This window comes from Pseudomonas sp. MWU13-2862 (genome assembly GCF_023242495.1).
GTDB lineage: Bacteria > Pseudomonadota > Gammaproteobacteria > Pseudomonadales > Pseudomonadaceae > Aquipseudomonas > Aquipseudomonas gingeri_D.
Genome location: NZ_JALMEZ010000012.1, coordinates 171,112 through 192,539, shown reverse-complemented (window position 1 = coordinate 192,539; position 21,428 = coordinate 171,112). Strand labels below are relative to the sequence as shown.

The 21,428-nt window shown below is 62.3% G+C and carries 14 protein-coding genes; 4 read left to right on the top strand and 10 right to left on the bottom strand.

The features are described 5' to 3' along the window. Window positions 1-173 precede the first annotated feature (173 nt). Both M5C56_RS21730 and M5C56_RS21725 read left to right on the top strand, forming a co-directional pair. Window positions 174-4,835 carry a hypothetical protein gene (locus M5C56_RS21730; protein WP_103497626.1) on the top strand — a complete coding sequence of 1,554 codons (4,662 nt, stop codon included), beginning with the start codon at window positions 174-176 and terminating at the stop codon, window positions 4,833-4,835. Window positions 4,836-5,030: 195 nt separating this feature from the next. Beyond that, entirely contained in the window at window positions 5,031-9,905 is a 4,875-nt protein-coding gene (locus M5C56_RS21725; protein WP_247263308.1) for a DUF6543 domain-containing protein, read from the top strand. 41 nt (window positions 9,906-9,946) lie between these two features. Here M5C56_RS21725 and M5C56_RS21720 read toward each other — a convergent pair whose 3' ends face one another. From M5C56_RS21720 to M5C56_RS21675, 10 genes are all read right to left on the bottom strand, one after another. Further along, a complete protein-coding gene (locus M5C56_RS21720; protein ID WP_103499277.1) occupies window positions 9,947-11,218 on the bottom strand; it encodes a cyclopropane-fatty-acyl-phospholipid synthase family protein in 1,272 nt (423 codons plus the stop codon). Continuing rightward, entirely contained in the window at window positions 11,205-12,017 is an 813-nt protein-coding gene (locus M5C56_RS21715) for a DUF1365 domain-containing protein (protein ID WP_103499276.1), read from the bottom strand. Before M5C56_RS21715 ends, M5C56_RS21720 begins: the two co-directional genes overlap by 14 nt. After that, window positions 12,014-13,261, bottom strand: a complete 1,248-nt coding sequence (locus M5C56_RS21710) for an FAD-dependent oxidoreductase (protein ID WP_103499275.1) — start codon at window positions 13,259-13,261, stop codon at window positions 12,014-12,016. Before M5C56_RS21710 ends, M5C56_RS21715 begins: the two co-directional genes overlap by 4 nt. Further along, complete coding sequence (locus M5C56_RS21705; RefSeq protein ID WP_103499274.1) at window positions 13,258-14,040, bottom strand: SDR family NAD(P)-dependent oxidoreductase; 783 nt, start codon at window positions 14,038-14,040, stop codon at window positions 13,258-13,260. The genes M5C56_RS21710 and M5C56_RS21705 overlap by 4 nt, the downstream gene beginning before the upstream one ends. Further along, on the bottom strand, window positions 14,037-14,459 hold the full coding sequence (locus M5C56_RS21700) for a nuclear transport factor 2 family protein (protein WP_103499273.1): 423 nt from the start codon (window positions 14,457-14,459) through the stop codon (window positions 14,037-14,039). The genes M5C56_RS21705 and M5C56_RS21700 overlap by 4 nt, the downstream gene beginning before the upstream one ends. Further along, a complete protein-coding gene (gene phrB / locus M5C56_RS21695) occupies window positions 14,452-15,897 on the bottom strand; it encodes a deoxyribodipyrimidine photo-lyase (protein ID WP_103499272.1) in 1,446 nt (481 codons plus the stop codon). The genes M5C56_RS21700 and phrB overlap by 8 nt, the downstream gene beginning before the upstream one ends. A 29-nt stretch (window positions 15,898-15,926) precedes the next feature. Beyond that, window positions 15,927-16,850, bottom strand: coding sequence for a MerR family transcriptional regulator (locus M5C56_RS21690; RefSeq protein WP_177101149.1), 924 nt, complete (start codon window positions 16,848-16,850; stop codon window positions 15,927-15,929). A gap of 1 nt (window position 16,851) precedes the next feature. After that, window positions 16,852-17,817, bottom strand: a complete 966-nt coding sequence (locus tag M5C56_RS21685; RefSeq protein WP_103499270.1) for a DUF523 and DUF1722 domain-containing protein — start codon at window positions 17,815-17,817, stop codon at window positions 16,852-16,854. Window positions 17,818-17,929: 112 nt separating this feature from the next. Then, window positions 17,930-18,145, bottom strand: a complete 216-nt coding sequence (locus M5C56_RS21680) for a TIGR02450 family Trp-rich protein (RefSeq protein ID WP_103499269.1) — start codon at window positions 18,143-18,145, stop codon at window positions 17,930-17,932. After that, window positions 18,142-19,128 (bottom strand): FAD-dependent oxidoreductase, encoded by a 987-nt coding sequence (locus tag M5C56_RS21675; RefSeq protein ID WP_103499268.1) that lies wholly within the window; start codon window positions 19,126-19,128, stop codon window positions 18,142-18,144. The genes M5C56_RS21680 and M5C56_RS21675 overlap by 4 nt, the downstream gene beginning before the upstream one ends. A gap of 195 nt (window positions 19,129-19,323) precedes the next feature. On the opposite strand from M5C56_RS21675, the gene M5C56_RS21670 reads away from it, so the two are divergent. After that, complete coding sequence (locus M5C56_RS21670; protein WP_103499267.1) at window positions 19,324-20,226, top strand: TIGR01777 family oxidoreductase; 903 nt, start codon at window positions 19,324-19,326, stop codon at window positions 20,224-20,226. Between the two features lie 13 nt (window positions 20,227-20,239). Further along, window positions 20,240-21,265 (top strand): ferrochelatase, encoded by a 1,026-nt coding sequence (gene hemH, locus M5C56_RS21665; protein ID WP_103499266.1) that lies wholly within the window; start codon window positions 20,240-20,242, stop codon window positions 21,263-21,265. The last annotated feature ends 163 nt before the right edge of the window (window positions 21,266-21,428 follow it).

The window sequence follows — 21,428 nt, the reverse complement described above, 5'->3', positions numbered from 1 at the left end:
GGTGCTGTATGCCCGGGGAGCGGGTCTCGCGATAGCCGGGCATGCAAGGCGCCAGGCCAGGCGCGGTCCTATCGGGCTACCGCCTTCAGACGAGTTTCCCCTGTGTACTGGCTGCAAAGCCGTGCCGGTTTGCGTTTGTACCGGCACTTTTCTGCTCCCGAAGGGAATCCATCATGAACACTGAAGCCACGCCTGCTGCAAATGCGACATCACCCTTGGTCGGCTCACAAGAAGAACAACAGATAACGCAACTGGACCTTCTGGATCAGTCGGACCAGAGAGTGGCTGCGCTGCTGGCCAGCCAGCCGACTTTCGACACTGTGCTCGGCCATTATTTGATTGCGCAGATCCGCTTGAGATTTACCGAAGAAGACTTTCCCGGCCTCCACCAACGGGTGCTTGATCCGGATGCCTTGTACATCAACACATTTTCCGTGGGCGCGGACGGCACGCGAAAACAGATGGCCTCCCAAACATTCATGGCGGCGATGAAGGAGGGGCTGATCACCGATACGGCGGCGACCTATTCTCCCGGTGCCGTGGTGTTGTCCGATCACCCGGAGGCGATCGAGGAGGCGGACAGCCTTTTGGGTTGTCCGGCGAGTGCGGAAATACTGCGTACGCTGGCGACCGCGCTCTATATTGCCGAACCCGGCAGCAACCGAGCATTGCACGAGCAATTGACCGGGGATTACCGGCAATGGAGGACTTGCCGTTGGGGCGAGGCGCTTGATAATCCGCAAGGGCTTACGGCAGAAGCCTTCCTCGCCCATGAGTTTCAAGGGCAATACCAATACGCGCTGCAACTCTATAAAACCGATCGCCCCCCGCAGAGCCAGCTCACCTCCACGGAACGCACTCAGCAACAGCGGGACGATAACCTCCTGGATGACCTGGCGGCCCACCCTTCCCGAGACGCGCGCAATCGCCTGGGCACAAGCCCCGTTGCCCAGGCCCATGCTGTCAGGTTGATGGCGGGTGACGGAAAGGTACGCAAATGGCCCGCTGCCATGGTCTTGAAGCTGCCGGGGCAGACGCGTCTTTTTCTTTACTCCCGGGAGGGCGGCTTCCAGAGATTCTCTTCGCCAGAGGTATTGAAAGAAGAGGTTCAACTCCACCATGCCGGGACCGCCTGGACGATCCAGGGGATTGACGATGAACCCCTCGAGCAGGTTTTTGAACAGGCCGCCCGCGACCTGTTCGATCAGCAGTACGCCACGCTGGTCAATGTGCTGCATGAGGCCAGTCGCGCAACCTTGACGATAGAGTCGCTCGCCAAAAAACTCGAAGACGCTTCGTCGATGCCCATGGCGGGCGTCGAAGGCCTGGTGGCCGCGCATAACCGGGATGTGCTCGAATCCATGCGTCCGGCTTTTTATAAAACCGCCACGCGAGCACGGCAGAAGCAGTATCGGGCGCTGGAGAAAAAGATCGTTGCCGCGCAACGGGTATTGAGCGAGTTGACCCGGGATATCCCGACGCTGAATCAGTTTGCCCGACAGCAGGCCAGGGAGTACCTGCACAAAAGCTACCCGGGACTGGATCCCGACCCGGACCAGATGGTGATTCGTTTCGATGTGCCCGAAGTCAAGTGGCACCATTGGATGACCGTGATCGACCGCGCGATATTCGGTGATCAGTCCCACGCCATGTCGTTGACTGAACTGGTGATCAATAACTTGCCGGCCTGGAAGGCTGAGGCCAGCAAGGACATCGTGGTGCTGATGCCGACGAAGCTGCGCGACAGCAAGGGCGATGAACTGGTCAATCCGGCCAATGGTTATCACATCGTCCTGGGCCCCGATTACATCGAGACCTTGGTGAAAACCTGCGATGTCGATAAAAACTATCGGGCGCTGCTCCACAAGACCTTGCAGGACGACACGCCAACCAGTCGCGCCATTGCCAGTGCCACGCAAGCGCTGACCCTCCTCACGCTGAAATTGAAAAGCCTGGAGGCGGCCCTGAAGGACAATGGCGAGGTGTTCAGGGCGCAGGTGTGTACCGAGGTCAATGGCATCACGCTCACGGAGAAACAGGTTCCACGCTGGCTGGAGACAGTCCTGTTGTCACCCGAGCCGGCCTCGCGCCTGCAGGTCAATGGCCGGGATGTGCAGGTGTGTCGTCTGTTCCTGGGTAACAGTTTCATGGCGCGTCCACCTGCCGGCTACTGGGTACCTGACCCCGCCAGTATCGATGGCGTGCTGGTGTTTTCCGATCACCTCCAAGGCGGACAAACCGTGGGAACGGTGGGGGTTTATTTTCCGGACAGCCCGGATGGCAACGATATCTGCGAGTTTGCCGATTTGAAGACGGGTGTCCGGGAACTGCTGAACAGCGAAGAGTGGCAAGGCTACTTCACCCAGCGCATCGCCACCGCGAACAAAAGCGAGATCAAGCATTTGCTGGGGCTGACGGGCTCGGGAGCGTTGGTGAGCTGCCTGCCATTGCGCGGGCATTTCATCAGGGAACTGGCGCAGGCGAGCGTGCGCTTTCAGATCCGGCATGCGGATCATCGCGCCAGGAGCAACGCGGAGGTCGAGCTCCGGACCCGTCTCAACCTGGTGCTGACCGCGGCTGAAGTACTTCCCACCGTGAGCACGCTCGGGGCGGTGGGCTTGCGGGCGGCCAGGGGAACCTTGATCACCTTCAATACGCTAAGGGCCACGGGGCTTTTACCGCAAGACAAGGGCGTCTTCGCCCTGGTGTACCGCGCCACCGAGGGTGGCCGAAAGGTGCTGGCCCCCGCGCCCAGGGCCGTGGCAACGGCGCGGGTACCGAAGAGGCCGTTCTTCAATGCGCCCCGGCGTCAGCCCGAGGGGCGCTTGGGCTATGAGTTGGGCGGTAAACGGCCCGCCGCTTCTCCCCTGACCCCCCAACCCGGCCCGTCAAGACCAAGGCTGGAAACGCCGACCCCGAACGTGCCTGTCGTGCAAACCACTGCCGGGCGCATTTCCGACGCCATACGCAGGCCCGGAAACTGGAACACCCCTATCATGGATCTGGTCCCCTCGCTGATGACCGAGCTTGCGGACTGGCCACGGCACAGGGCTTTGCTGATTCTCGACGAGATCAGTGCGGGACAGGGTTGGTCGGTTCGCTATAGCCCGGGACGTCACCAGGTGACGCACCCCACGGTTCGCCACCCCGAGCGAACCGTGAGTGATGTCGTATTGCGCAGGATCGAAAGCAATCACTACCAGATGTGGAGAAACCGGCGCTGGGAGGACGTTCCCGCCGATGGCGATTGTTTCTTCAATGCGCTGGCCGGTGCCCTGGCGGGCAGGGGGCACTCAGGGCACTCAGGGCAGAACCTGCGGGCCAGGGTCGCGGATCATATCGATCAACACCCGCAAGTGGCTGACTATGTGGTCTCGCGACGCACTCCCGTGCAGCAGGCATTGTTTGACGTGGCCTACCCGCTGGAGGGCATTCTGGGCAACCATGCGTTCGCGGTGCTGACCCGGATCGTCAATGGACAATCCTACGAGTCACAGCTGGCATCGGCCATGGCGAATAACCCGGAGCTTATCGACGACTGGCCAGACAGCGCACGCCAACTGATAGCGCTGCGCGCCGAAAACAACGGTGTCTTGCCGGTCGATCTCCTGTCGAGGATCGAGGAGCACCTGGCGGTGCTCGGTCTTTTCAGGCCGGCTATCCGTTATCTGAACAACATTGCGAATTGGCCAAACGACCGGCAGAACCGGCAACTGCTATGGACGACCCGCACGGGAGAGGCGCACCTGCCTGCTGAATTACTGCAGATCATCGCGGCTTATCTGCCGTTCAGAAATCCCATGCAGGGGTTGTTCCAGCGTGATCGTGATATCCGGGCGTTTCTGAACCATACCCTGCTTCCCGGGCCGCAACTGAGCCAAGGGCTGGACAGGCTGCTGCAACGGTTCGCCCGTCGTTATATCTGGCCGAGCAATGAGGTCATGTACATCCTGCTGGAGTACGGCCTGACGGTTCAGGAACTGACTGATCATTATCGGGCAATCGGCTTCGATGATGCCGGCAATCGCCTTGAACCGGATCCGGCCGAAATCGACAGGTTTCTGGATGACTACCTGGCTTTTTTCGAGAGGAACCCCGAGCGTAACAACAGGGACGATCTGTTCGTTGACCGGGAGGCGCTGCTGAGCAACTGGAGGGCCTACGATGAAGGGCAAAGGAGCGTTGCCTCGCTGAGAGTGGCTCTGGGGCGCTTTGCCGATTTATCGGCGAGGGCGGATATTGTCCTGCGCTCGGACGTCTTCAGCTTTCATCTGGGCTGGAGTGTCGGGCTGGAAGAGTTGGCGTACTTGATACGGGACCCGCGCCTGTCAAATGCCCGCTTGAGGATTATCTCCGATTACCTGGAAACCCGTGCGGGCGAGATGCAGGAACACGAGATCGTCGATACGGAGTGGATGCGCCCGTTCGACGATCACAATCTGCGCAATATCGTCGAGCGCGCCCTCAACCGGCGCCGGCATCCTGGCGACCGGGCCTTTGCCGACACACTGCTTGAGTTTGTCGCGTATGTGAGTGAACAGACACTCAACGACTCGTTCGCCATGTCTTATGTCACGGCCGCGTTCACACCCGCCTCAGGCAGGTTGTCCAACAGTCGGGTGGCCTTGTTGCTGGACACCCCCGATCTGTTCACGACCTTGTCCCGGCATCCTCGAACGGTGGCGCAGCCACTGTGGGGCCTGCTGATCTCCCCTGAATACAGCGACGAGACTATGCGTCTGGCCCTGGGCACTTCAACCGCCGACGCGCTACGCGATCTCAGGCATTTTTCCATGCGACTGAAGATAGCTTCCTGGGTACCCGAGGTGGACTAGTTTCACCCATTGAACCCTCCGAGCAAGTGGTGCCGCTGTTTTGGCTGGCGGATAGCGGTATGGAACATTTCCACGATAAGCGGATACCGCATGGGCCTGGTGTGTCAGGCGTCTACTGGCCCTGTACCGGTGTTCGGTGCCGGGCATGGCGCTTGAACCCAGACCTGTCGGATCTGCTTGAAGGGAATAGTCTGTATGAATGACACAGTCACACTGCCGGGCCTGTCGCTTGAGCACGAGATCGAGGCGGCCAAGGCGCTTTTTGCCCAGCCGCCGACTTTGCGGGAAGTGGCCTTGTCGGCCATCCAGGGGTATTTTTTCAGCCGCTGGAATCCGCAGCGCAATGCCTCGCATCTGTATGTCGGCAAACTCCAATGGCTTGAGCGCGACGGAAAAAGGTTCTCGGGCGGCTATCAATATCGCGCCGTGATCGACCTGGTGCTCGAGCATTTCATGACCGGCGTGGCGCCGGTCTTTACCGCCGAGCATGTGCTGGAGATCAAGCTCGACAGTTTGCCCGGTGACCGGCTTGTGGTGGATGCGCCGGCCATCCAGGCTGTGCTCGGGTCCTGGGGCGATATCCTGCTGAAACTCTATCAGCAGGCCTTGGTCGACTATTGGAACGCCGAGGATGAGGACGGCTACAGCCGCTTTTATCGGCTTGGCAGGATACTGGGGCGGATCCTGTCCGCCGATCGTGAACAGCATCGTGCCTTTATGTCGATCAATCTGGAACGGCCCGAGGAGCAATTTTCTCTCTATGGCGTACAGGCAGTGAGCAAGGACACCTGGGGCGGCGCTTATCCGGAAGCCTTGCCCGTGCTGGTGGCCCGCCGCAAGGAACGGGGGATCGAGCAGAACCCGCTGGTGCTCAGTCTGGCCAAAGGCCTTTTCAGGGCCAGCACCACGGATCTCGGAGAACTGGTGCCCTTGTTCATGAGTGCCCGGGCCAATGGTCGCAATATCGAGTACCGCGAACATCTGCTCTGGCAGAAGGGCGACCCGGATATGCAGTTGGAGCAAGCGCTCGCCAGCCTCGCCGAAAGCCTGCTGGAAAACCAGCTCCAGGCGATTTCGCTGATCGGGCCCGATAGCGAGTGGACGCTCGAGGACTACCAGCGCCGGCTCGACGCGATCACCCGTCCCGATAACTGGTTTTTCACGCCGGTGCGGGCAGAGCCCCATACGGTGGTCGAGTTGCCCGAAGCGCTGGCGGCGCTCAGTGACGGCTTGCCACATTGGTTGCTGGGGGCGCCGAGCGAAGACCTCGGGGCCTACCGCGCCCTGCTGGAAAAACTCGCCGATGTGCAGCGCGCGTCGGGCGGCAAGGCCTATCTTGATGACGTGGGCGATCTGCCGGGCTTCGCCGCCAAGGCGCTGCTCAAGCAGATGGGCGAGGATCATCCGCAAACCGTCGATATCGCCAACCCCGACGATATTCGCCTGGAGCTCGACAAGGTCATTGCAGTGGCCGTTGCCGGGGGCGCGGGTGGGGCGCTGGGGACGGTGGTCAAGGTGCGGATGAGCCTGACGGAGTTTGCCCTGGAGAATCTCGGCGGTTTTCGGCATGCGAAGATGAAGATCGGCATCCGCCACTGTGGCGTGGAAAAGCCGGTGCCCGAATGGCTGACCCCGGACTACGTCAAGGGGCTGGTCACTGCCGTGGACATCGGCAAAACCTACCTGGATGCACTGCGGGCCAAGCTTATCGACGACGCCGACGAGGCCCGGCGCCGGGAACAACTGTTCAGCGAGCAACTGCGGGTGCAATTGCCCATGGCGGCCCTGGAGCTGAAGATTCGCGGCGAAGCGAACTTCGACGAATCGGGATACCGCTATGTCGAAGCGCTAGTGCAGCCCGACGCAGCAAAGCGCCAGGTGAACGGCCAGGAGATTGTCCTGCGTCCCCTGGCCTTCAAGGCCGAAGCCGATGCGGCCGCGGATGTGGTGGCGTCCATGTTCATTATCGGCCCGAGGGACACTCGCCACGGCCCGTTCATTCTCTATCGGCCCCTGCTCGCCAAGGCCGACCCACAGGCGTCGGTCTTCCAGCAGTTCCAGTCGGCGCCGGGCAAGGCCTTTTGTCCCCACGACAATGACGCCCGCCCCACGCCTCCCGTCGAGCCGCTCCTGCAATACCCGACGTTGGCGGCCCTGTTCGCGGCGCTCAAGCAACCCGGGGCCGTGCAGGACAGCATCCTGGCCTGGTTGAGCGATGAGGCCCGGCGCACCTATGCCAATGGCGGCTTTGTCGAGCCCCATCTGCGGCGCTCGTTCGAGGACGACTTTGCCGCGCTGTTGCCGGTGGCCCCGGCCACCCTCGATGACGCGGTGGTCCAGGGCGACTACCTGCATCACCTGTTCGGTTCGATGGCCAGGACCCTGATCGCCCTGGCGGACCGGCAATCGGTGTCCAATGCCGAGTTGCGCTGGAACACCTTGAAGGAGGGCGGCTGGCAACTGTTCAACGTGGCGCTGATGTTTATCCGCGGTCCGGCGGCGGTGGCCGGCTGGATTTTCGCCGTGGTCGCCAGTGTCGATACCGACTTTCGACGCTTGCAGGAAAAGGACCCTGGGGCCAAGGCCAGTGCCTGGGCCGATGTACTGGTGAATATTGCCTTTATTCTCGGGCATCGCTTGACCCGTCAGCAGGCGCACGCCGAGACACCGCAGCAGATCCCGATGGAGGAGGGCCAGCGCTCGCCGATCCGGGCAACGATCAGCGAGGGGCCGGACCGGCCACTGCCGATGAAACTGGACAACCCGGTGGCGCCCGGCACGCTCTCCTCGCGCCCGACGGTCAGTTCGTTCACCTTGAAGATTTACCCGTATCCCTGGCCCGAGCCTGAGACCCTGGGGGAAGTCATCGCCTCTGGCGATTTGCAGGGACTGATCCGATTGAAAGAGGCGAGCCGGCTGGCAGCCTACTTCGGTGGCTGGCTGTTTGCGGTAAAGGTGGATACCGAGGGCAATGTCCGGGTGGTCGCGCCGGACGGTCGTAGTGAAGGGTTCTATCTGAAAAACGATGGCGCGGGAAGCTGGACGCCGGACTTGAAGCTACGCCTGCGCGGCGGCTCGGGGCGTTCGGGAAATGTCGGGAAAAGAAGAGCCGCCCTGCTGGAGGAAAAACGCCGGGAGCAGGAACAGAGGGACCAGGTCAGTTCGCGCTTCATGGACGAGTGGAATGAGGGGGTCCAGGCGCAGGGGACGCGGGCAGAAGCGCTACTACCCGAGGCGCAAGCCTTGAGGACGATGGAAGGCAATCCCGAGCGTTATACCAACCAGCAGTGGTTCGCTCGAATGGACCGCCTCGGCGACCGGGTAAAAGCCTTTCTCGACGGTTACGAGCAACAGATCAACAAGCTGCGGATGAACGAGACGGTATTCCTGCGGGGCTACAAGGGGACACTCTTTGCCTGCTTGCATCGGTTCGTCGTGGGGATGCAGTTTGCCCTGGACTCGATAAGGATCGTCGAACGTCGTTGCCTGCTGATCATTGAGCGCTTGCCCTATCAGGACGCCGCGGGCCGGGTATCGCTGGAAAGGCAGCAGATAGAGCAACGAGAAAACCGTGCCGCAGACCTGTATATCGACTGGGCGGAGCGGGAGAAACAGGCGTTTTCCGAACTGGGCCGTCATCGCAACCGGGATTTGACGGAATACCAGGGCATCCGCGAGGTCAGGGGGCAAGGGAGTGATGTGGCTGGATTGAAAGCCATCAGAACCTGTCGGCTCGGGCTGTATTGCTTCCGGGAGCTGGATCCGCAGCAGCTTGATAGCGATATCTGGATGAAGTTCGAGGATCTGCGCAGTGCCTTGGCCTCCCAGTCCATTCTCGATGAGCGAGCCGCTTCGCCGCTGTCCGCCGAGGCGGACATGGCGGTGCTCAACACCTGCGTGAGCCAATATAACGAAGTGCTGGCCATGGTCGAGTACAAGGCCGGCTTCTTGCCGCAAGGTAGCCGTCTGGTCTGGGGCGATCTGTTTGTCCGGCGCCTGGTCGAGTTGCAGCAGGAGGCCGAGCGCAGCCTGGTCGAGCGCATCGAGGCGCAGGCTCCGGAGCAAGACGAACCTGAGGTACCGTCGCGGCAACCCGGCAAGACCCGGAAAGTCATCCGTACCCGCCGCAAGAAAAACTACCTCGGTTATGTTCGGGACACGCGCCAGGATGGCCATGAGGTCGTCGAGTTGATGGATCCCCAGACCGGTCAACCGATCGATTCCTTTGTTGAAGAAGAGGACGGCTACTGGCAGCCGTTGCCCAAGCCGGCGGCGGCCCCCTTGCCCAGGCCCCTGCCGCAGCCGGGCCTCAAGCGCCTGGTACAGATGGCCGAGAGCCAGATCCGCCAGGCCGGTCGGGAGGTCGAGATGGCCAAGCGGCAGATCCCGGTCGCCAAGGACCCGGTCTATCTGCAGGATGTGCTCGAAGTGCAAGCGCGGGCGCTGGAGGCGCTGGCCGGGCAAATCGACCGGGCGCTGGTTGAGTCGAACGGTTCGGTGAGCCAAAGCGAAATCTCCGCCGCCAAGGTTCAGGCCTCGGAACTGCGTCTCCAGGCCGGGACGCTCAGGCATGAGGGATTGCTGGCGCGAATCGCAGTGACCAAGTCGAGTGCGCCGGACACCGAACGGCTGCTGTTTCTCAAGGAACACAACGAGGTCGAGATCTTTCGCAACGGGCCGCGCACAAGACTCGGGAAAGATGACTTTCTCCAGGAGTATGTGGTTCGCGACAAGGCGGCCGGCAAGAATATCTGGGTGGCGCATTTCCACTATCCCGAAAAAAACACCCCGGAGGAGTTGTTCGTGATGCGCGGCGCCCTGGGCAAGGACGGCAAGCCACAAGCCCATGGCGCTCATCTGAAGCGCTGGGACGAGCGTTTTCTCGGGGTCAAGGCCCAGGCCCGGGCCGAGCAGGAGCGCTTTGACCGTATCCGCCAAGGTCAACCCGGGCGGGCCCTGGAGGTGTTCCGGATCTGGCGCAGCGAGATCAGCCTGAACATGGCGCGCCAGCTGTTTTTCAATGCCGCGGAACGCGAAGCCGTGGTGCGTGAACAACTGCGCCAGCTTTAGCTGATCCGGACCGGGGCGCGGCCAACCGCCATTCGGGAAACCTAACTATCGAAGCGCCCGAGCAGCGGCTGCGTTCGGGCTGTCGGCCTGGCCAGCAGCAGCTGCGCGGTGCCGATGCTGCGTTCGAGGAAACCGCCTTCGCAGTAGCACAGGTAGAACTCCCACAAACGCAGGAAATAATCGTCGTAGCCCAGTTCGCTCAGGCGCCCGTGGGCACGGCGGAAGTTCTCGTGCCACAGGCGCAGGGTGCGCGCGTAGTGCAGGCCGAAGTCCTCCATGTGCAGCAGGTTCATGTCGGTTTCGCGGCTGACCACCTCGAGCATCTTCTGCACGCTGGGCAGGGCGCCACCGGGGAAGATATAACGCTGGATAAAGTCGACCGTGCTCCTGGCCTGCTCATAACGTTGTTCGCGGATGGTGATGGCCTGCAGCAGCATCAGCCCATCGCTCTTGAGCAGGTGCGCGCATTGCTTGAAGTAGTTATCGAGGAACTGATGGCCGACGGCTTCGATCATTTCGATGGACACCAGTTTGTCGTACTGGCCGCTGAGGTCGCGATAGTCTTCGAGCAGCAGGGTGATCTGTTCTTGCAGGCCCAGGCTGTCGATGCGTTGCCGGGTGTAGGCGAACTGTTCCCGGGACAGTGTGGTGGTGGTGACCTTGCAACCATGGTGCTGCGCGGCATAAATCGCCATGCTGCCCCAGCCGGTGCCGATCTCCAGCAAATGGTCACTCGATTGCAGGTCGAGCTTCTGGCAGATGCGCTCCAGCTTGTTCAACTGGGCCTGTTCGAGGCTGTCGTCGGGACTGAGGAACTGCGCGGCGGAATACATCATGGTCGGATCGAGAAACTCTTCGAACAGCTCGTTGCCGAGGTCGTAATGCGCTTCGATATTTTTCCGCGAGCCCTTGCGGGTGTTGCGATTGAGCCAGTGCAGGATCTGGATGAACGGCCGTCCGAGGCGGGCCAGGCCACTCTCCATGGCATCGAGCACGTCCAGGTTGCTGACAAATACCCGCACCACCGCGGTCAGGTCCGGGCTGCTCCAGTAGCCATGGATAAAGGCCTCTCCGGCACCGATGGAACCGTTGCCGGCGACCATGCCCCAGACCGCCGGGTCCTGGATATGGATCTCGCCCAGCAGGCTGGCGCCGGCCTGGCCGAACAGTTGTTGCTCGCCGTCTTCGACCACCAGCAACTGGCCATGGCGCAGCTGGTTCAATTGGCGTATCACACCCCGGCGCAAGACGGCGCTGGAGAGGCTGTTGGCGCTGAACCGATTGGCCCGGGTCACCAGGCTAGAACTTTTCATGGCGTTGCTCATGGTGTCGCTCCTCGGTTTGCGTGGCGGCCAGGCTGAAGGTGCCGTCGGCGGCCTTGTGGGAGAAGATCGGTGTGCGTTTGAGAAACAGGCGCAGGGCTTGCCAGTAGATCGCCAGGCAGGTCTTGGCGGTCATCCAGGGGAAGCGCCGCAGGTAGCGGTGCAGACTGGCGCGATCAAGGACTTCGCGGTGCAGGCTGAGGGTCGCGTCGAAGACCTTGAGGTCGCCCTGCCAGTCGGCCATGTGCACGCCGAGTCGTTCGGCGGGCGGGCTGAAGCTCATGCGGTATTCCAGATCCCGGGGCAGGAACGGCGAGACGTGGAAGGCCTTGGCCACACTGACGTGCTGGTGGCCGTCGCCCTCGGCGGGCAGCACGTAGTGGTAGTGCTCGCCCCAGGGTGTGTTGGTGACTTCGCAGAGAATCGCCAGCAGCTTGCCGTCGAGGTCATGGCAGTAGAAGAAGCTCACCGGGTTGAACGCCAGGCCCCAACTGCGGGCCTGGGTCAGCAGGCGGATCGGGCCTTGTGGGGTTTGCCCGAGGGCTTCACCGACTTGCAGGCGAACCGCATCGATCAGGCGCATGCCCTGGCGCGTGAAGCTGCGCAGGTAGTCGGTTTCGCGAAAGGCAAAGGGCGCCAGGCGCTGGCTGCCGGCCAGGGGCGACAGCCCGAGCACCGTATCCTGTTCGTCGAGATCCAGGTACAGCAGGCCGATCCGGTAGCGGAATGCATGGGCCCGCGGTGAAAAGCGTCGGTGGCTGATCCAGCCGCTGTACAGGGCGCTGTTCACAGTGACTCACCAAAGGCGGCGCAGACCCGCAGGGCGCTGGTCACGCCGTCTTCGTGGAAGCCGTTGGCCCAGTAGGCGCCGCAATAGTAGGTATGTTGATCGCCATACAATTCTTCCCACCGATTCTGCGCGGCGACAGCGTTCAGGCTGTACTGCGGATGGGCATAGGTGTAGCGGGCGAGGATCTTCAGCGGATTGATCTCTGCACGCTGGTTGAGGCTGACACAGAAGGTGATGTCGCTCTCGATGCCCTGCAGGATGTTCATGTTGTAGGTGACGGCGGCCAGGCGCTGGCCTTCACCGCCCAGGCGATAGTTCCAACTGGCCCAGGCCAGCGGGCGATCCGGCAGCAGGCGGGTATCGGTATGCAGCACCACCTCGTTGTCCGCGTAGGGCAGGGCGCCGAGGATCTGCCGTTCGGCCTTGCTCGGTTTGGCGAGCAGGCGTAGCGCCTGGTCACTGTGACAAGCGAAGATCACCTTGTCGAAGCGCTCGCTGCCGGCGCTGCTGTGGACCGTTACGCCCTGTGTATCGCGCTCGACCCGGCTCACCGGGCAGTTGAGGCGGATATGCTGGCGAAATCCGGCGACCAACGGCTCGATGTACTGGCGCGAACCGCCTTCGATCACCCGCCATTGCGGGCGGTTGCTCACCGACAGCAGTCCGTGGTTCTTGAAGAAACGCACGAACAGTTGCAGCGGGAAACCGAGCATGTCGGCCAGGGACATCGACCAGATCGCCGCGCCCATGGGCACGATGTAGTGCTGGATAAAGCGCTGGCCATAGCCGCCGTTGTTCAGGTAGTCGCCGAGGGTGGTGTCGCTGGCGATGCGCTGCTGTTCGAGGTCTTCCAGTGCCTGGCGGTTGAAGCGCAGGATATCGCGCAGCATGCCCCAGAACCCTGGCGACCAGAGGTTGCGCCGCTGGGCGAAGAGGCTGTCGAGGTTGTTGCCGTTGTATTCCAGGTTGGCGGCCGGGTCGCGCACCGAAAAACTCATTTCGGTGGCTTTGTAGCTCACCCCCAGGCTGCCCAGCAGGCGGATGAAGTTCGGGTAGGTCCAGTCGTTGAAGACGATGAAACCGGTGTCCACGGCATACTCTCGGCCGTTGACCGTCACATCCACGGTATGGGTGTGGCCGCCGATCCAGTTGGCGGCTTCGAACAGGGTGATTTCGTGCTGGCGGCTTAATAGATAGCCGCAGGTCAGCCCCGAGATACCGCTACCGATCAGGGCAATCTTCATGGCTTGCCCTGATCGGTAGCGGAGTTGCGGGCCATGTGTTTGCCGATGGCCAGTTGCAGCCGTCTGGGCAGGCACGACAGGGGCCAGAGCGCGGCCATGAACAGCGCCGGAAAGGCAATCTCCAGGGGACGCTGCTTGAGCTTTTCGCAGATGTAGGCGGCGGCTTTTTCGGCTGACCAACTGAGTGGCATCGGGAAGTCGTTTTTCCGGGTCAGCGGGGTGTCGACGAATCCGGGACTGACCACGGTGACGGTGATGCCTTCATGGGCCAGGTCGATGCGCAGGGATTCGAACAGGTAACGCATGCCGGCTTTTGAGGCACCATAGGCTTCGGCCCGGGGCAGCGGCAGGAAGGTGACCGAACTGGCGATGCCCACCAGATGCGGCTGGATGCCGGCGCGCAGCAGCGGCAAGGCGGCTTCGATGCAGTAACTGCTGGCCAGCAGGTTGGTGCGTACCACCCGCTCGATGATCGAGGCATCGAAGGCCTGGGCATCGACATATTCACAGGTGCCGGCATTGAGGATCACCGTGTCCAGGGCACCCCAGGCCTGGGTGATGCGCTCGCCGATTTCGCGGACCTGCTGGCTGTCGGTCAGGTCACCGGGCACCAGCAGGACCTGGTCGGGATAACGCTTATCCAGGGCTTGCAGCGGTTCGAGGCTGCGGGCGCTGACGGCCAGGTGTACGCCGGCCTTGAGCAGGACTTCGGCGATGGCCGCGCCGATACCGCTGCTGGCGCCCGTCAGCCAGATACGTCGTGGAGGTGTAATGCTCATCCCAATCTCCTTTTCAACCAGGCCGTTGCGTGGCCCAGTAGCGGCACATGGTCATATAACAAGGCCCCGGCATCGAAGTAATCGCGATGCCGATAGACCTTGTCGAACCACAACAGATGCGAACACCCATCGACGTGAATAGGCCTTCCTCTGGCCAATCTCGGATGACGATAGCTCATGTGCCAGCGCAGATAACCTTCGCCTTCACCGACGTGATCGAGGCCGTGGATGTTGTATTGCAGCTCGCTGATCGAGGCGTACATCCGCGCAAAATAGTGCTGCAGGTCCGCGAGGCCCGTGATTTCGTGCAGCGGGTCGGTGAACAGCACCTCGTCGCTGTAGAGTTCGCCGAGGCGTGACAGGTTGTCCTTGTCGAGCAGGACGAATTGCTGGGCGAAATGGTGCAGGAACTCACTCATGGGCACCTCCGGCCTCCAGCCGTTGTGGCAGGTTCCTGAAGGCGGCGAGGGCACGCTCGCGACTGCGGCCCAGATCGACCATGGGCTGTGGATAACTTGCCAGGCCGAACAGGCCGCCGAGTGCCGCCGGGTTATGCACGGCCTTTTTGTCCAGGCCGGCCAGTTCCGGTAGCCAGTGCTTGATAAACAGCCCTTCGCGATCGAATTTTTCCGATTGGCTCAGCGGGTTGAAAATCCGGAAGTAGGGCGCCGCGTCGGTGCCGGTGGACGCGCTCCATTGCCAGCCGCCGTTGTTGGCCGCCAGGTCGCCGTCAATCAGGTGACGCATGAAAAAACGTTCGCCTTCGCGCCAGTCGATCAGCAGGTTCTTGGTCAGGAACATCGCCACCACCATCCGCAGGCGGTTGTGCATCCAGCCGGTTTCGAGCAGTTGGCGCATGGCCGCGTCGATGATCGGCAGGCCAGTGCGGGCTTCTTGCCAGGCCGCCAGTTCCTCCGGCACCTGACGCCAGGCCAGGGCTTCGGTTTCCACGCGGAAGGCGCGCTGCTTCGAGACCCGTGGATAGCCCACCAGAATGTGTTTGTAGAACTCGCGCCAGAGCAGTTCGTTGATCCAGGTGACGGCGCCGATACTGCCGCTTTCGAACTCGCCCTGGTTGCTTTGCAGCGCCGCGTGCAGGCACTGGCGAGGCGAGATCACACCGGCGGCGAGGTAGGCGGAGAGTTGGCTGGTGCCTGGTTTGGCCGGGAAATCCCGTTCGCTCTGGTAATAGTCGATCTGCTGCTCGGCGAAGGTGCTCAGGCGCCGCCGGGCTTCATCCTCGCCGGCAGGCCAGAGGTCGCGCAGGGCCTGGCTGGGGCGCGCGAACCCGTCGACTTCGCCAGGCACCGGATCGGCCTTGAACGCCAACTCTGCCTGGGCTTTGGGTATTGTGACCAGGCGCGGCAAGGCACCGTGCAGACGGCTGTAGCAGACCTTGCGGAACTGGCTGAAGACCTGGAAGTAGGTGCCGGTGCGGGTCAATACGCTGCCGGGCTTGAAGAACAGTTGATCCAGGTGGCTATGGAAGCTCACACCTTGTGCTTCAAGGGTGTGCGCCACGGCTTGATCACGGCGGCTTTCGTGAACGCCATATTCTTCGTTGACGTGCACGGCAGCGATCTTCAGTGTCTGGCACAGGGTGCCCAGCACCTCGGGCACCTGCTCCCAGGTCTGGGCATGACGAATCAGCAGCGGGATATTCAGCGCGGCCAGGGCCTTGCTCAGTACCTGCAGGTTACGCAGCCAGAAATCCACCTTGCACGGGGCATCGTCGTGCAATTGCCATTGCCCGGGCGTCACCAGGTAAACAGCGACCGTCGGCCCTTGCCCGGCGGCTGCGGCCAGGGCGGTGTTGTCATGCAGGCGCAGATCGGTGCGCAGCCAGAGCAGTTGCATAGTCATTCCTTGATTCGTGGGCGAGGGCGCTAGATCAGGCCGAGCCGGGTCAGGCTCTGGTAAGCGGACAACGGGTCTTCGGCCAGGGTCATCTCAGCGCTCTCCCGGGTACTTACGGATAACTCGGCGAAATGGATGCATACCGTTGGTCCGGCAATCAGGATCGGGCAGTTGATACCCACCAGCAGCCTGGGTAGCGCCGCCAGGTTCATGGCCTTGCTCGAATACAGCAGCACGGCGCGACTCTTCAGGTGCTCGCTGGCCAGGGCCAATTCGTTGGCCGGCAAGGGCCAGTCGAATACTTCCACCGGGCAGTCGGCGCTGCTCACCAGCCAGGCGGTCAGCCACAGGTGTGGCTCCATGGGCAGGTCCGAATGGTTGACCAGCAAGACCGGTGCGCCCTTGAGTTGCCTATTGTTGTGATAGATCCGCGCGCCCAGCTTGCTGCGCAGCCAGGTGTAGAAGAACGCCCGCTCCATCTGCCCGCCGAACTGGCCTTGCCAGCGTTGCTCGAGTTCCGCCAGCAGGGGCATCAGTAACTGTTCGCACAAGGTGCGCGGCGGGTACAGCGACATGGCCTGGTTGAAACGGTCATCGACCTGGCGTTCGGCCAACTGGCTGATGGCCCGCGCCAAGTCCTGGCGCAAGGCCTGCCAATCGTTGGTGGCAGGCTCGGCGAGGGTCGGGCCGGCATCGAGCAGTTGCTTGATCTGGCTGACCGCGACGCCGCGATTGAGCCAGGTGACGATGGCCTGGATACGTTGCACGTGCTCGGCGGAAAACAACCGATGGCCCTTGGGGGTGCGGTGCGGCACCACCAGGCCATAGCGGCGTTCCCAGGCCCGCAGGGTCACGGCGTTGACGCCGGTCTGCCGGGCCACTTCGCGAATGGGCAACCAGCCCTGTTCCAGTGCGCTGGCGTAATCGACGGGCGCTTCAAGGGAGTCGGTCATATCAGATGGCATTTCGCAGGCTGAGGTTTTCCGGATGCGGTTGCAGGTACACCTGGCGGGCGATATAGGGATCGGGGTGCTGGCGGAAATGGTGTTTGAGCAGGGTCAACGGCACCACCAAGGGCACGATACCCTGGTGGTATTGGCCGATGACCTGCAGCACTTCCTGTTTGTCTTCGGCGCTGATGGATTGCTTCAGGTAGCCGGTGAGGTGTTGCAGGACATTGGTGTGGGTGCGGCGGGTCGCGCATTTTTTCAGGGCGGCCATCAACTGGCTGAAATAGCGTGGCCCGATGGTTTCGGCATCCGTGTTGCCCATGCTGCCCAGCAGTTTGCCGAGCACCTTGTACTGCAATGGGTTGTGAGCCATCAGCAGGTATTTGTAGCCGGCGTGGAACTCGGTCAGGCTGCGTCGCGTGAGGCCGGCCTGGCGCAGGTCCTGCCAGGCCGCGTAGGCGAAGACCCGGGTCAGGAAGTTTTCCCGCAGCACCGCATCGTTCAGCCGGCCGTCCTCTTCCACTGGCAAGTCGGGATGTTGCGCGCAAAACGCCTGGGCGTAGATGCCGCGTCCGTCTTCGGCGGGCCGCCCGCCCTCCTGGTAGACCTTGACCCGCTCCAGTCCGCAGGACGGCGACTTCTGCATGAAGATGTAGCCGCTGATATCCGTGAGTTCGGCGGCCATCTGATTGCCATAGTCGACCAGTGCCCGGGTCACATCCGTCTCGGCGTGCACGCTGCCCACGGCCCGTGGTTGCTGCGGGTCACCCACCAGGCGAATCGGCTCGCGGGGGATGCCCAGGCCGATGGCCGCTTCCGGGCACAGCGGGATGAAATCGAAATATTCGCTGAGGGTGCGGCTGCACAGTCGCGATTCCTTGTGCCCACCGTTGTAGCGCACCTCAATGCCCATCAAGCAGGCGCTGACAGCGATTTTGGGTTTGCGCGGCAACTCGGTGGTGGCGGGCATGGAGAACCTCGAGAGAAATACTTGTACAGGCAAGAATGCTTGTACAACTAAAGCTCATCATAGGTTCTGTGTTGTACAAGTCAAATTATTTGTACAGGTTTTTCTGGGGCGTTTACTGCCAGCCCATTCGCCAGGTCTCGGCATCTTGCAGATGGGTCCAACTGATGCGCTGGTTGCGTTGGCTCATCACCGCTTGCAGCTCGACTTCGAGCACGGCGCCTTGGTTATCGCAAAACAGTTCGGTGACCAGGAAATGTTTTTCCCGATTCAGAGGGCGGGCTGCCGTCCATTTCGACAGCAGCAGCTTGCGCGGGTTGATGCGGTTCAACCCAGGTGTTCCATCAGTCGCCGGGCGGCTTCCTGGCCGCTGAGCCAGGCGCCTTCGACACGTCCCGACAGGCACCAGTCGCCACACACGTACAGGCCCAGGTCGGCATCGGCCAGCGCCCCCCATTCCCGTGCGCCGGCCGGGCGAGCATAGAGCCAGCGGTGGGCGAGGGTGAAGACCGGGGCCGGCATGCTGGCGTGGAGCAACTCGGCAAAGGCGCCGTGCAACTGCTCGATCACGGCCTCCTTGGACAGGTCCAGATGCTGCTTGCTCCAGGTGCTGGTGGCGTGCAGGACCCAGGTGTCGAGCTGGCTGTCGCGCGCCGGCTTGCTGCGGTTGCGGGCCAGCCAGTCGAGGGGGCTGTCCTGTACGAAGCAGCCTTCCATCGGTGTGTCCAGCGGCGTGTCAAAGGCCAGGGCGATGGCCCAGGTCGGCTCCATCTGCACGCCGGCGGCGGCCCCGGCGAGTTTCGGCGCGGCCGCCAGCAGGGCGGTGGCCTGGGGTGCGGGCGTGGCGATGATGACCTGGCTGAACGGGCCGTGGGTGTAGCCTTCGGCATCCTGCAGGTGCCAATGCTGTTCACCGCGGAATACCTCGGTGATCCGGCAACTGAAATGCGCCTGGAGACGGCCGAGCAAACCGCGGGTAATGGCGCTCATGCGCGGCGTGCCGACCCAGCGGGTCTGTTCGTCCGGCGACAGGCTCAGTTGGCCGTTCTGGAAGTTGTAGAGCTGCGGATCCCATTCGGCGACCCAGCCTTCACCCTGCCAGCGCTGGACTTCCTTGACGAAGCGGCGATCGCGGGCGGTGAAGTACTGCGCGCCCAGGTCCAGCGCACCGGCATCGCTGCGTTTGCTGGACATGCGCCCGCCGCTGCCGCGACTCTTGTCGAAGATTTCGATGGAATACCCGGCATCGTGCAACGCCCGGGCAGCCGAAAGTCCGGCGATGCCGGCACCGATTATTGCGATAGGTACAGTCATGGGTGGGCCTCGTTACCTGTAAGCACAGACTACGCCGTCAGCAAAACCTGTACAATCTTGTTTTTTGGTATAACTTGCGACCTGCCTGTCGGTTCACACTGTCCTATTGTTAAAACATATTTCGGTCGAGAGAAAAGAGCCCTGTTTTAAAAATAGACTAACGCTTTCGACAAAACGTTACGCGAGGACGCACTCATGCACATATTGCTGACCGGCGGTACTGGTTTGATCGGGCGCCAACTGTGCGCGTACTGGTCGACGCAGGGACATCGGCTGACGGTGTGGAGCCGTCGCCCCGAGCAGGTGGCGCGTTTATGCGGTGCCCAGGTGCGTGGTGTGCGGCATCTCGAGGAACTGTCCGGTGAGCCGCTGGATGCGGTGATCAACCTGGCCGGCGCGCCGATTGCCGACCGACTCTGGACCCACAAGCGCAAGGCCCTGCTCTGGAGCAGCCGGATCCAGCTGACCGAAACCCTGCTGGCCTGGCTGGAGGGGCGTGAGCAGCGTCCAGCAGTCCTGATTTCCGGCTCGGCGGTGGGCTGGTACGGCGATGGCGGCGAGCGTGAGCTGACCGAGGATTCGCCGCCGGTGAGCGAGGATTTCGCCAGTCGCCTGTCGATTGCCTGGGAGGAAACCGCGCAGCGCGCCGAGGCCCTGGGGATTCGTGTGGTGCTGGTGCGCACCGGCCTGGTACTGGCGGCCGAGGGCGGCTTTTTGTCGCGCCTGCTGCTGCCGTTCAAACTGGGGCTGGGCGGCCCGATCGGCAACGGTCGGCAGTGGATGCCGTGGATACATGTGCGCGATCAAATCGCCGCGATTGATTTTCTTCTGCATCGCAGGGATGCCCGTGGTCCCTATAATGCCTGCGCGCCCAAGCCGGTTCGCAACAAGTCATTCGCCAAGGCGTTGGGCAAGGTCCTGCATCGCCCGGCGCTGGTGCCGTTGCCGGCCTTTGTCCTGCGCCTTGGCCTGGGTGAGCTGGCGTTACTGTTGCTCGGCGGCCAGCGCGTGACGCCGGCCCGGTTGCTGGCGGCAGGATTTGTTTTTCAGTTTAACGATCTGCCCGCGGCCCTCGACGATCTCTCGAGCCGCCTCTGAAATAGGACGTTGCATGACCGATCACGCCTTGCTTCTGGTCAACCTGGGTTCTCCGGCTTCCACTTCGGTGGCGGACGTGCGCAGCTACCTCAATCAATTCCTGATGGATCCCTACGTGATCGACCTGCCCTGGCCGGTCCGCCGCTTGCTGGTGTCGCTGATCCTGATCAAGCGCCCGGAGCAGTCGGCCCATGCCTACGCCTCGATCTGGTGGGAGGAGGGTTCGCCGCTGGTGGTGCTCAGTCGTCGTTTGCAGCAGCAGATGACCACCCAGTGGACCCAGGGGCCGGTGGAGCTGGCGATGCGTTACGGCGAGCCGTCGGTCGAGACGGTGCTGACCCGCCTGGCCAAGCAGGGCATCCGCAAGGTGACCTTGGCGCCGCTGTATCCGCAGTTCGCCGACAGCACCGTGACCACGGTGATCGAGGAAGCCCGGCGAGTGGTGCGCGAGCGCAAGCTCGATGTGCAGTTCTCCATCCTGCAACCCTTCTACGATCAACCGGAATATCTGGAGGCCCTGGTGGCCAGTGCCAGGCCGCATCTGGCCCAGGGTTTCGATCACTTGTTGCTGAGTTTCCACGGTTTGCCGGAGCGGCATCTGACCAAGCTCGATCCCACCGGCAGTCATTGTTTCAAGGACGCCGATTGCTGCAGGAACGCCTCGCCGGCGGTACTTGCCACTTGCTACCGCGCCCAGTGCCTGCGCACGGCGTCGGCGTTTGCCGAGCGCATGGGCTTGGCGGACGGGCAATGGTCGGTATCATTCCAGTCGCGGTTGGGTCGGGCGAAGTGGATCGAGCCCTACACCGAGGCGCGGTTGGATGAGTTGGCCAAGGCCGGGGTGAAGAAGCTGCTGGTGATGTGCCCGGCGTTTGTCGCCGATTGCATCGAGACGCTGGAGGAGATCGGTGATCGCGGACGCGAGCAGTTTGTCGCGGCGGGGGGCGGGGAGTTGGTGCTGGTGCCGTGTCTGAACGACGAGCCGCAATGGGCGGTGGCGTTGAATACCCTGTGCGAGCGGGCGCCGTTGGCTCTTTAAACGCAAATCTCGAAAACGCCGCAGAACCTTGTAGGAGCAGGGCTTGTCGGATCGCCGCACCGCCGCGAAGGGGCCCTTGAAGCCGCCAAAAGCTTCGCGGGCAAGCCCTGCTCCTACAGTTCTGTGTTGAATAGCCGATTTGCATACAACACAGAACTGTAAG